General features: G+C 56.1%; 9 protein-coding genes. 5 read left to right on the forward strand and 4 right to left on the reverse strand.

The features are described from left to right. The first annotated feature begins 1 nt into the window (after position 1). The 4 genes from FY034_RS02385 (at position 2) to FY034_RS02400 (ending at position 4,285) form a co-directional block, all read left to right on the forward strand. Positions 2-952 carry a TIGR04442 family protein gene (locus tag FY034_RS02385; RefSeq protein WP_265553462.1) on the forward strand — a complete coding sequence of 317 codons (951 nt, stop codon included), beginning with the start codon at positions 2-4 and terminating at the stop codon, positions 950-952. Positions 953-1,668: 716 nt separating this feature from the next. Beyond that, on the forward strand, positions 1,669-2,886 hold the full coding sequence (locus FY034_RS02390; RefSeq protein WP_265553464.1) for a hypothetical protein: 1,218 nt from the start codon (positions 1,669-1,671) through the stop codon (positions 2,884-2,886). A 193-nt stretch (positions 2,887-3,079) separates the two neighbouring features. Continuing rightward, positions 3,080-4,003: a hypothetical protein gene (locus tag FY034_RS02395; protein WP_265553466.1), complete on the forward strand. Its 924-nt coding sequence runs from the start codon at positions 3,080-3,082 to the stop codon at positions 4,001-4,003. A 6-nt stretch (positions 4,004-4,009) separates the two neighbouring features. Then, positions 4,010-4,285, forward strand: a complete 276-nt coding sequence (locus FY034_RS02400) for a hypothetical protein (protein ID WP_265553468.1) — start codon at positions 4,010-4,012, stop codon at positions 4,283-4,285. Between the two features lie 96 nt (positions 4,286-4,381). Here FY034_RS02400 and FY034_RS02405 read toward each other — a convergent pair whose 3' ends face one another. The 4 genes from FY034_RS02405 to FY034_RS02420 form a co-directional block, all read right to left on the reverse strand. Next, positions 4,382-5,167 carry an FRG domain-containing protein gene (locus tag FY034_RS02405; RefSeq protein ID WP_265553470.1) on the reverse strand — a complete coding sequence of 262 codons (786 nt, stop codon included), beginning with the start codon at positions 5,165-5,167 and terminating at the stop codon, positions 4,382-4,384. Positions 5,168-5,171: 4 nt separating this feature from the next. Next, positions 5,172-5,639, reverse strand: a complete 468-nt coding sequence (locus tag FY034_RS02410; RefSeq protein ID WP_265553472.1) for a methylglyoxal synthase — start codon at positions 5,637-5,639, stop codon at positions 5,172-5,174. A 96-nt stretch (positions 5,640-5,735) separates the two neighbouring features. Further along, positions 5,736-7,940, reverse strand: a complete 2,205-nt coding sequence (locus FY034_RS02415; protein ID WP_265553474.1) for a protein kinase domain-containing protein — start codon at positions 7,938-7,940, stop codon at positions 5,736-5,738. Between the two features lie 29 nt (positions 7,941-7,969). Next, entirely contained in the window at positions 7,970-11,080 is a 3,111-nt protein-coding gene (locus FY034_RS02420) for an EAL domain-containing protein (protein WP_265553477.1), read from the reverse strand. Positions 11,081-11,509: 429 nt separating this feature from the next. On the opposite strand from FY034_RS02420, the gene FY034_RS02425 reads away from it, so the two are divergent. Further along, positions 11,510-11,701 carry a hypothetical protein gene (locus tag FY034_RS02425; protein WP_265553479.1) on the forward strand — a complete coding sequence of 64 codons (192 nt, stop codon included), beginning with the start codon at positions 11,510-11,512 and terminating at the stop codon, positions 11,699-11,701. Positions 11,702-11,762: the final 61 nt, after the last annotated feature.

Raw genomic sequence — 11,762 nt, forward strand, 5'->3', positions numbered from 1 at the left:
CATGCCAACCATGAGCCACCCCAATCAGCTTACCCTTGAAGAGGCCCTGGCATTATTGAAACAGCTGGTCCTGCTGGATGGGCAGGGCTCAACCAGCCTGTCGCGACTGCAGGTGATGCAGTTGCTCTGTGCCCGTAAACGTGCCCTTGCCGCAGCTGATAACGGCTTTGATACGCTGTTGTTTGAACTGGGTAAGCAGCTGGATGAGCAGATCCGGGACGGTGCCCCGCTGGCGGTCAAAATACGCTTCAACCAGCTGACCGACTACTTTCACAAGCTGGAACTGGCCAGCGGCCACCTCAACCATCTGGCCTTCATCGGCAGCTCGCAGCTTGATGTCGAACTGCTGGTGGAGCTGAAACACGACATGGAGTGGTTTGAAGAGATCGAGGCCGGTCTGTTCAATCGCCTGATGGTGGATGACCTGCTCAAGAGCCAGCTGCTGGACAGCTTCGGGCGGCGCCGGGTCAAGCTGCTGGTGGATGGACTGGCGCAGATTCAGACCGTCAGAAGCCAGAAAAACGACATGAAGTTCTTTGACCTGCAGGCGGTCCAGGGGATCATCAGCCGGTTGCAGCAGCTGGAAAAGGAAGAACGGCTCTTCATGCTGCTGGCGGAGATCGTGGCTGAACAATCCAGGCTGAATCAGGCTGCCATGAGCACGCCCCAGGGGCGGGAGGTGATCCGGCGCATCACCACCATTGAACTGCGCCAGCGCCACGGCGTGGAGGGCGATATCCCGGATGAGCTGTTTCAGAAGGCCTTTGAGCTGGTCAAGCTGGAGGCGATCTATTCCAACGCCATCCTGCCGCAGGTGGTGCGGGGCAATAGCGCCCTGCGGCAGGACTTCATCAAAAAATCAGGACTGGACCTGTTCTACATTGAAGACCTTGAGGATCAGTACTGCAGCCGCAACGGCATTGATCCTGCGTTGATCCGGTGCCTACGCTGAGCACCGCCCGCCTGACGGCACCAAACCCCTCCAAACCGTTGCTTCCTGAGGGAGGCTGAAAGCCCCCGGCTATCTGCTGCCTCCTTGAGAAGGAAGGGCCGGTGAGGTTCGCTTCCGGCACGCTATTCTCGCTAACTACCCTGTTTTTTGCTGGACAGCCCGGCCGGACTGTTTTATACCGGACAGCAGATAAACCAGACACAAGGATCGCCCATGCGAACCCGGCCCATACACTGCGTACAGCACGCACCACACGAAGACCCCGCCCCACCAGGCGGGGTCTTCGTTTTTTCAGGATGTAAAGAAATTTTACAGTTTTTTGTAAAAGTTTATATTTACTGCTGCTTTGCTCAGGACGTAACACTATGAACTTGAACATTGACGGACACATTATCACGCACCAAGCAGCGCCTTCTCAACGCTGTTGCCTGACCCGGAACCTGATTAGCGACGGCATCCAATCCGGGCTTTTTAGTTGCCCTCGATATTTATGCTGTGCAGGCGCGGCAGTAACCGCAGGCAGTCCAGAGATCCCTTGGCGCAGGCAATCAACGCACCGTTCAACTGGAGCAGGATGCCGCCCGGTTTGTGTAGATTGAGGGCGGCTCGGAACGAGGCACTGTGCCAGGATAGCAGTAGGGTGTTTGGGGGGTTGGATGCCTGAGAGCGGTGACAATTGTCGGCCCTGACGAGAATTTAGCTTATGGAGTCATATAATGCCCATCAAAGTAACTTGTGTCTGCGGTGCCACGGCCATGGTGAACGATAAACTTGCCGGGCGAACGGGTCAGTGCAGTGTCTGTAAGGCACCAGTAATCGTTGGACCCGTCACTGAAACTGCTACCGAACCGACCGATTCGGTGTCGCCAACCCTTACTGGTATGAAATGTGGCTTATGTGGACGAGAAACCTCGGAAATTATTTTTCAAGATGACGAAGAGTTGTGCAGAAGTTGTTATGACAAGGTTAATGATAGTCATGACCCTTGGTTCCGGAAATTTGACGGTTTATTGCAGCTACTCCGCCCGAAAGTAAATCCAAAGGCTGTCGGATTTATTGTCTTGCTTGTCGTCTTTGTATTCGGATTTGTTATCAGGCTTGATAAAACCGGTCGTGGCCCTGACCTGTTTTCCATCATAAATAAGGGGTATGTAACTCCAGAGAACCGTTTGGTATTGGTTGGCAACACTCACTATACGGTCATTAACCTTGCGGGGCCAATAAAGCAGCAGACCAACATAGGTTCAAGGCCAGATGTTAATCCGACCATGACAAGCGCCTTTTCCTGGATCGGTTTCAGTAAAGGTAGTCCTGATGCCAAATTGATGCAAGGTGCAGCAGAGGTGGCAATTTCTAATGATTCTGTTAGTTTCCTCTATAACTCGGCAGTGGATGGTAACGGGGGGTGGGATAACTTGGCCAGGTCAAACCACGGTTTCCTTGCATCACCTCTTGTTGGGTATAGCTACACTCTTTATAAAAGTACCCCGGAAACAGGAAAACCCACACCAGGAAAATCTACACTAATAACATCCTGCATGTTGGTAACAAAAGGCAGATTTTCCAATGGATCCAATGCCGTCAAGTTGTTCTACGATCCCGGTATAGGTTTTCGCCCTAGATATATATTTAATACATTCCAGCTGATATTATACGGTCCTAGTTATTTAGGTCTTTGTATTGCAATGTTTGTTGCGATGACAGCGCTGAAAACTGCTAGTAAAGCCGGATTGTTAACTTTGTCTATGTTATTGCACGCTGTTTCAAGCTTTATGATATTTGTTATAGTCAGAGCAGGAGAAGCTTGGAGCGGTTATAGCACTGAGCACAATTATGCTATCACATATGGGGTTTTCGGGTCTCTCGTTATTCTAGCAATTGCAATGCTTCCAGGTTATTTCAGAACTCCATCAAGTAATGAAGGTGAAGTGTGACTCGTAAATGAAATAGCGACAGCTGCTTTAAGTGTTAACACCTTAAAAGCGAATAAAAGTAGCCTGTCCCATGTTCTGTTTTCACACAAAGAAACTCGCATCAGTTTTCTTAAGTAAACCGAAAGTCTTTAAAATAATATAAAGCTCTAGTTGTGTAGTTAAAACTGGTTTATATCCTGCATTGGTGCCAGAAATGAATGTATCTTCAATTTATGCCGCTTTGTTAAAAATAATCTGCTTCTTGGTTTGCCTTGTCATTGCCGCAATAGTTTCTTTTTATGCTGTGTTTCCCATATTTGGCGGGCATCGGTCCGCGTGGGGGCTTGAGTATTTGTTATGTTTATTTGCCCCGCTACCTGCTGTTATCGGGTTCTTGATCTCCTGGTTTCTGCTGAGACATAAATATAAAGGATATGAGCGGGGAATTTTGAGTGCACTAAACGGCGTAGCGGTGGCAGGCGTTGCTATTGTGTTGCTTTGCCTAGTTATACTATATGTGGGGGGGGAAAAGGATCGAGACGCGGCCAAGTTTTTTTACGCTGCAATCCAGGGAAAACATAGCGAAGTTGAAATCAGAAATTACTATACAAATCATCCTGCTCCGTATCAGATAAAGCTTGATAAAACAAAAGTCACTATTTCTCCAAAAGCAATGGAGCTACTCATTAGTGTTTTTGATAACAACCCTTCTCTTAAAGGAGAGTTCTCAGCGTGGCCTGAGACGCCGACAGAACTTAAATTAAAAGTGGCGGAATCGCCAGAAATACAGGCTGTTTTTCCGATGGCAATAAATACGTCAACCCCTCCTGAAGTACTTATTAAATTAGCTTCTCACGAATTGATAGAAATATCTCGCGCTGTTAATAACAACAGTAATGCACCATTGGCAGCAAGATACATATATTGTATTCGTGCATTAGTTGATGAAAAAGAACGCTATGTTGCTTCAAAAAAGTTGTGCCCGCCAGATCTCGAAGATGCGACGGGAAAATATGTATGGGAATCTCTTGCTTCAGATAAACGTGAATATGTCAGGCTCTGGGTAGCAAAATCAGATGCGCCACCAGCGATATTACAATCAATGGGAAGTGATCAGTCTCCAGAGGTTTTGAAGTAGATTTTCTTGAATAGTCTTACTCACCGTGAAACGATAAAATTTATTGCAAGACAATTTAACACTAATCAATACAGTCTCATGGAGCGTTTTAGTAGTGATCCAAACAACCTTGTAAGAAGAGCCGTTACCCAGACCTCTGCAACTTCTGATAAATTACTGTTTAAACTAATGGCGGATGAGGATGCTACGGTTTCAGGTTGGGCAAGTAGCGAATTAGAAGGGCGTGGATATGATTTAAACTATTCAAAGAATCGTCCCTTGTCAAAAAGTATTCCTTATTAGTCGTATCCCAACGTTGATTTATTAAACAACTCACCTTTAATAGCAGCGCTGCGTATTAAGGGTGAGCTGATCTTCAAACCACAACCTTTCCCACCCTCAGCGCGGACTATAGTGCCGCTTCAGCCAGCGGCTCAAGCCATCCAGGCCGGGAAACAGCACCCGTTCGGTGATGTTGGCCTGGTCAAGTTTGTCGCGGATCTCCCACTTCAAGGCAGCCGGTATGATGATCTTGCGGCCGGTTTCAGGATGGTTGGCCAGCCAGCTGTCCAGCGCCATGCCGGGGGAGGTCATGACCGAGCAGAAGGCAAACTGGTTGACGATCCGGTCGTCGATGGAGGGCGGCTCGAAAAACAGGGCAACGTCATCCTGCGCAATCGCATCCAGCTCGGATAACGATCTGATCACTTCCGTCAGCATCTCTACGGTCAGTATATTCGCGCCTTCCTGTTCAAGCTTATGACGTAATACGTCAGGCAATAACTGGTGGGCCTTGACGTAATTCACGGCCCAGACCACCCCATCAATGTCGCTCTTCTCAATGTTGGCCGTGGCAAAGTGCATGGCGATAAAGGGTGAGTAGGTCCAGTCCAGCAGACGGGTCGGCAGGCCGTAGTGCTGGGCCACCGAGAGCCAGTGCCAGATCGAGTCCCGCTCCACCACCCGCTGATGGGCGTATTTCTTGAAATTGCGCAGCAGGTGGTGTTCCAGCTCGGCATAGGGGCCGCCCAGCCGCATCAGGGTGGTCTCAAGGCGGTAGTTGACATCGGACAGCCCCCTGAAGGCGAAACGTGAGCGGTAGCGCCCCAGATCCTCGTTCCACGAATCGGCAAACAGGGCCTGCTGCAGTTCATCCCAGGAGTGGACGGTGATGGTTGCAAGCATGGCGTCAGGCCTTGTTCTTCAGACGTTGCTTGTACTCCTCATAGTCCTGCATCAGACGTTCATAGGGGTCGTGCATCAGTGAGGAGGAGATCAGGAAGTCGGCGGTGGAACGGTTGCAGGCCACCGGAATGTTCCAGACCACCGCGATCCGCAGCAGCGCCTTGACGTCCGGGTCGTGGGGCTGCGGTTCCAGCGGGTCCCAGAAGAAGATCACGAAGTCGATCTCCCCCTGGGAGATCATGGCGCCGATCTGCTGGTCGCCCCCCAGCGGCCCGCTCTGCAGGCGGGTTACCTGCAGGTCAAGCGATTCCGCCAGCAGCGCCCCGGTGGTGCCGGTGGCGTACAGGTCATGTTCCACCAGGATGGCGCGGTTGTAGCGGGCCCATTCGATCAGATCCCGCTTTTTGTTGTCGTGGGCCACCAGGGCGATCCGTTTGCGGGCCCCCATCTCTATGATGTTGTAAGAAGGCATGCTGTTTTCCTTTCCTGGCACAGGGGCTTTCCGCAATGTCGCTGTGGCCCCGTTGCGGTAACAGTACACCTTTTAGCTGACCGGTTCCAGTGTCAGTTACCGTTTTGCCAGCCAGATTTCAACCCGGTTGTTGCGCTGCCTGCCCTCTTTGGTGCTGTTGTCGGCCACCGGCAGGCTTGAGCCGAACCCCTCTGCTGCTGCCACCATGATGCCGCGGGAGCGCAGTTCCTGGGCCACCTGACCTACCCGCTGGTGGGAGAGTGCCAGGCTGCTGTGGGGGTCGCTGCTGGCATCGGTGAAGCTGAACAGCAGCAGCTGACGCCCCTGCAGCTCTTTGGAGGAAAGCGCCCGCACCAGCCGGTCCAGATCCCGGTAGGCCTTGTTGTCAAGCTGGCCGTCGGCGGCAAATTTGACGTTGAGGGAGAGCCGCTCCGCGTTGCCTGCAAGCATGCGGTAACGCTCAGGGGCATTGGCCGAGATGGAAGAGTTGCCCATCCGGATCGAGAGCGGCACAAAGCCGTTCTTTTCCACGATGGCCTGTCCTTCGGGGGAAAGGGCAAATTCGACAAAATCCCTGATCCTCTGGTTTTTGGGCTGACCCGGTGTGTAGAGGTAGAGGCGGCGGGCCAGCCCGTAGTCCTCGGTGGCAACGGTGAAGGGGGTCGGCAGGATCGGCTGGGCACCGCCGCTGATGGCCACCGCCTTGGAGGATTTGACGTAGGGCAGGCCGATGAAGCCGATGCCGTTGGGATCACCGGAGACATCCCGCGAGAGCTTGACGCTGTCCTCGAAACGTTTGGCATCGTTCACCAGTTTTTCCTTGTGCAGCACCAGGCTCTTGAAGGTGTCGAAGGTGCCTGATTTGTCATCCCGGGCATAGACATGCACCGGCGCAGCCTTGGCAGCGCTGTTCAGCTGCTTCCATTCAGGGATCGTGCCGGTGAAGAGCCCCTGGGTATCGGCCATGGTCAGGGTTGCAACCGGGTTGGTGCTGTTGACGATGACCGCCACCCCGTCCAGAGCCAGGACATGCTCGTTGGCTCGGGAGGTCATGTTCCCCAGCAGCGACAGCCGCTTGACCTCGTCATCCTTGATCCTGCGGGATGACATGCCGATGTCGCAGGCGTTGGCCTGCAACCCTTCAAAGGCGGTGGTGGAGCCGTGGGCCTTGATCTCCACCGCCCGGTTGCGGCGCCCCTCCATGATCCCTTCTACCAGCTGCTCTTCGTGGTTGTTGCCCGGTACCCGCCGGATTCTGACCGCCCCCTGTTTTTTGAGAAACTCTTCGGCCAGCGCGGGGGCCAGTTCTGCGCCGATGGTGTTGGAGCCCTGCAGCTTCAGGATGATGTCGTAGGAGTTGATCCAGTGGTAGTAGTAGCCGCCGCCGGTTGCCAGCAGCAGTGCGCTTACCAGTGATGACATCACCAGGCCGCGGCGGCGCCTGAACCAGGAGTCGGCAATCCCTTCGGCCGGTGCCTTGGGCAGCAGGGCGACCCGGTGCGCCTCAAGGGCGGCCAGGAACTCGACGCAGCTCTGGTAGCGGTTGGCCGGGTCCTTTTCCAGGGCCTTGTGGACGATGGCAGCCAGCTCTTCATGGGTATCCGGCGCAAAGGTTCTGATATCCGGGATGGTGCTGTCAAACTGGTTCATCAGGGTGTCGACGGCGGATTCTTCGCTGAACGGCAGCCTGCCGGCCAGCATGTTGTACAGGATCAGCCCCACGGCGTAGAGGTCGCTCTGGGGGGTCACGGTAAACGGGTTCAGGATCTGCTCCGGGCTCATGAAGGCGGCCTCACCTCCCTGGCCGACCTCCTGCAGGTCTTCGCCGTACTTCAACAGCGCCACCCCGAAGTCGGAGATCTTCAGCCCGCCGTTGCGGTCCAGCAGGATGATCGCGGTGGTCAGGCCACGGTGGATCACCCCTTTGTCATGGGCGAAGCGCAGCCCCTGCAGCAGCCGCACCGCATAGTGCAGGGCAACCTGCTGCGGAAAGGGGCCGTTATGTTCGATCATCCGGTCCAGGGCCGCGCCGTTGTAGTATTCCATCACCAGCCAGAACCCGCCGTTGTGCTCAAAAAAGTCGGTGGCCTGCAGGATGTTGGGATGGACCATGCCGGCCAGCAGCTTGGCCTCGTTATAGAACCGCTCCCGGTAGGATTCGGTGCCGGGCAGTTTCGGGGTCAGGGATTTCAGCAGAAAACGTTTGCCCAGCAGGATATGTTCGGCCATCAGCAGCGCCCCTTTGCCATAGGGGGCCGGCCCTTCGATGCGATAGTGGTACAGCATGGTTCCCTTTTCCATTCCCCAGAACTCCTTGCTCTTGTAGTTGGTTATGCTTCTGCCGGTAGGGCGCCAAGCACCACATTGGGCGCCTCGAAACTGTCTTTAACCGCCACCGACGACCCCCTGACCTTCTTGGCGGTCTTTTTGACCTCGCTGGCCATGGAGGCCAGCTGGGCATAGGAGCCGATCTGCAGCTGCCCGGTGCTGATCACCGCCACTGAAAGCGACAGCAGGCTGAAGGTCTCCAGCTCACCCTTGCGGTTGAAGGAGGTGTAACAGCCCTTGGCGTAGTCACTGGAGCCGTGCAGCAGCGGCAGCCGTGCGTCAAACTCGGCGATCACCTGGCGGGACAGGGCGGCGGCGTAGCCGGGGCCGGTGATGATGATGAAGTCGTCGCCGCCGATATGTCCGCAGAAGTTCCTGGCCTGCTTGCCCTGCAGCAGCTCATCGGCGTGAAATTTCAGGATATCCCCCACCACCTGGATCACCATGTCGCCCCGCTCAAAGCCGTAGAAGTCGTTGTACGGCTTGAAGTGGTCAATATCGATGTAGGCGATGTCGAACGGCATGCCGGACTCCAGCCGCCGGGTGGTCTCACGCTGGATGCTTTCATTGCCCGGCAGGCCGGTCAGCGGGTTGGCCCCTTTGGCCAGCTTCAGGTTCAGGGCGGTGATCGCCTCCACCAGGGTGCGGACATCCAGGATGCCCTGGTAGACGCCACGCTTGGCAACGCAGATGTTCTCCAACCGCATGGTGCCGAAATTGCCGTGCAGGGCCTGGGCCGCCTCTTCAATGCTGGCGTCGGAATCAATCACCAGCGGCACCGGCTGCATCAGGTCGCGCACCTTTTTGGAGTGGTTGATATGAAAGGCGTAGCCGATCCGCCCGACAATCTGCTCTTCGATGAACTCGGAGCGGTTCAGCACCCCCGCGACCCGGTACTGATCCACCACCGGCAGCACCTGCAGCCGCTTGTCGGTCTGAAAGCGCTCCAGGGCGGTGTTCAGCCGGTCAGCCGGTCTGAGCGGCTGAATACGCAGGGTGATGTCGGCAACGTTCTGCAGTGAACGGTCATCCTCATCCTGCACCGCTGCCATGACCGCCGGGGCCTGGAACTCCTGCTCGGCCTGGTCGGGGATGACGCAGGCGGCTTCGCCGGCCGGCAGCGCCACCCCCTCCTGCAAAAAATGTTCAAAGGCCTCCCGCTGCATCGGTTTGCCGAAGTAGTAGCCCTGCATGGTGTCGCAGCCCAGCTCCTGCAGCAATTGGTGCTGGCTGAGGGTCTCCACCCCCTCTGCGGTGACCTTGAGATGCAGAGAACGGGCCATGGCGATGATGGCAACCACAATCGCCCGGTCATCCGGGTTGCTGTCCAGCTCGTTCACAAAGGAACGGTCGATCTTGATCCGGTCCACCGGCAGGTGTTTCAGGTAGGTCAGGGATGAATAGCCGGTGCCGAAGTCATCAATGGCCAGTTTGACCCCCAGCTCCTTCAGCCGGAAGATCTGCTCGGTATTTTCATTGGAATGCTCCATCAACAGCGATTCGGTCAGTTCGCAACAGAGCGCGTCAGGCGGCAGCCCCACCATCTGCAGCTGGCGGGCAACCCGTTCGGCAAACTGGCGGTCCTTCAGCTGACGGGTCGAGACATTGACCGACACGGTCAGATGGGGGTAGCCCTGCTCCCGCCACTGCTTGCAGTTCTGCAGGGCCAGTTCCAGCATCCGGTCCCCCAGCTGCACAATGGCGCCGTTGGCCTCGGCCACCGGGATGAACTTGTCCGGCCCCACCAGCCCCAGGGTCGGGTGCTGCCAGCGGGCCAGCGCCTCCATCCCGACCAGTTTTTTGCCGTCCTGACTGAACAGCGGCTGATAGCAGGCAAAGAACTCCCCGGCCCGCAACCCCCGCAGGATGCTTGACTCAATCTGCATCTGCTCTCTGACCGCCTGGTTCATCTCTTCTGCGTAGAACTTGAAGCCGCTTTCACCGGCAATCGACTTGGACTGCGCCTGGAGCTGCGCCAGGTGGGCATGCTGCAGCAGCACCTCGCCGCTGCGTCCGTCACCGGGAAAGATGGCAATGCCGATATGGGCATTCAGCTGGAATTCGGCGTCATGCAGGCTGAACGGCTCGTTGATGGCATCAAGCAGTTTGGTGATGACCGGCAGGATATCCCGTTCGCTCCCGCTCTTGGGCAGCAGGATGCCAAACTCACCCTTCTGCAGCACCGCCAGGGTGTCGGTCTCGCGCAGGACATCCTGCAGCCGGTCGGCCACGCTGCGCAGCAGCTCGTCACAGTCGTCGCCACCCCGTGCGCTGATCGCACCGGGACAGCGGCCCAGCACCAGCTTCAGCACCGACAGGGCCTGTTCTTCGCGGCTGCTGATGGCCAGCAGCTGGGTCAGGCGGTCGCTGAGCAGCTTCTGGTTGGGCAGGCCGGTGATGGCGTCATAGCGGGTCAGCTCTTCCACCTTGCGGGCCGCCTGTTTCAGCAGGGTGATATCCTCCAGAAAGATGATGGTGCAGGAGTCTCCCTCAAACAGGATCCGGTGGGCCGAAATGGCCCCGGTCAGCAGGGAATCGTCCTGGCGCCGCAGGGTGACCTCCAGACCCTGGACAGCGCCGCTGCTGCGGATCCGGCGGATCAGGTCCAGCCGTTCCGTGCTGTTTTCCCAGAGCTTCAGGTCGTTGTCGCTGTGTCCCACAATGCTGTCAACGGTATAGCCGGTCATAGCGGCAAAGCGCTGGTTGACCGACAGGAACCGGCGGTCCTGGTCCCGCACCACCGCAATACCGTTGGGAGAGGCATGGAAGGCCCTGATGATCAGTTCATGGGAGGATGAATCGTTTCTGATAAAGCGCCGGATCAGCAGGTAGAGCAGTGCCGCCGTGATCAGCAGCAGGCCTGATCCTGCGACAATATGTGTCAGATACGAAAGCCCTTCCGGTAGTCCGAGCTGGCGTTCAAGCAGCCCGGCCGAGACGGTCCAGATGCCGCCGAACAGCAGAAAGGTGAGGGTTATGCTGCGGGCGCTCAGGGGCAGTGTCAGGCCGAACAGCAGCAGCTTTGCCTGACGGCCCGGTATGTTGGCCGGTTTGACCGCTTCGTCCGGCAGCCACTGCCTTCCTGCTATGGGGTGCTGCGTAACGGTATGCATGGTTAGGTTCCTCTGTCAGACTGCTGAATACTACTGCGGAGCCCGTTTACTGCGTTGCAGGGTGCTCGCTCCTTTGTCTAACGGTTTGTTCTGTCTCTGCTGCTGTGCGCCGTGCTGTGCAGTCCGGAGATGACATCGCGAATCACCTCCTACGATCTGGTTACCAGGCTGTTGATCAATAGTTTCCGGCGGATGGTCATGGCGTGTCTTCCTCCCTGTCTATGGCGAAACCGAACAGTAACAGGCCGCTGTTACAGCCCGGTGACGGGCGGGAAAAATCTCTGTGGCGGCCCTGATAAGCGCTGTTTGGGGCCTTGGGAGGTTTGTTGCAGACTCTTTGGAAACCTGACACGCAACTGTTATTTTTAAGCGGTAAGGTCTGGCAAACGATAAAGGACATGCCAATCAAGAGGCAGGAGGACGACTGCTATGAGAAGACGAACCCACGATGACTATTATGCCTGGACCTGTGACTGGTGCGACAGCGAGAACCGGACCCTCTGGGTGCGGGTGGCTCACGGTGATGTGGCCTGCGGGGCCTGCCACCGCACCACCAGCTTTCCGACCTCAAGTGTTGCCTTGACTGCCGGACAGCAACCGATGCTGAGCGGCCAATGTTAGAGAGGTAGACCATGTTTCTGTTACGGATTTTGAGCATGAAGCGCGAGTTTGACCTGATTGA

The organism is Trichlorobacter lovleyi (assembly GCF_015239775.1).
Lineage (GTDB): Bacteria > Desulfobacterota > Desulfuromonadia > Geobacterales > Pseudopelobacteraceae > Trichlorobacter > Trichlorobacter lovleyi_B.

What these genes read in the sequence shown, in the direction of transcription:
- FY034_RS02420 (WP_265553477.1), bottom strand. Translation starts at nt 11,080, where the DNA reads ATGCATACCGTTACGCAGCACCCCATAGCAGGAAGGCAGTGGCTGCCG.
- FY034_RS02390 (WP_265553464.1), top strand. Translation starts at nt 1,669, where the DNA reads ATGCCCATCAAAGTAACTTGTGTCTGCGGTGCCACGGCCATGGTGAAC.
- FY034_RS02385 (WP_265553462.1), top strand. Translation starts at nt 2, where the DNA reads ATGCCAACCATGAGCCACCCCAATCAGCTTACCCTTGAAGAGGCCCTG.
- FY034_RS02410 (WP_265553472.1), bottom strand. Translation starts at nt 5,639, where the DNA reads ATGCCTTCTTACAACATCATAGAGATGGGGGCCCGCAAACGGATCGCC.
- FY034_RS02405 (WP_265553470.1), bottom strand. Translation starts at nt 5,167, where the DNA reads ATGCTTGCAACCATCACCGTCCACTCCTGGGATGAACTGCAGCAGGCC.
- FY034_RS02395 (WP_265553466.1), top strand. Translation starts at nt 3,080, where the DNA reads ATGAATGTATCTTCAATTTATGCCGCTTTGTTAAAAATAATCTGCTTC.
- FY034_RS02425 (WP_265553479.1), top strand. Translation starts at nt 11,510, where the DNA reads ATGAGAAGACGAACCCACGATGACTATTATGCCTGGACCTGTGACTGG.
- FY034_RS02415 (WP_265553474.1), bottom strand. Translation starts at nt 7,940, where the DNA reads ATGGAAAAGGGAACCATGCTGTACCACTATCGCATCGAAGGGCCGGCC.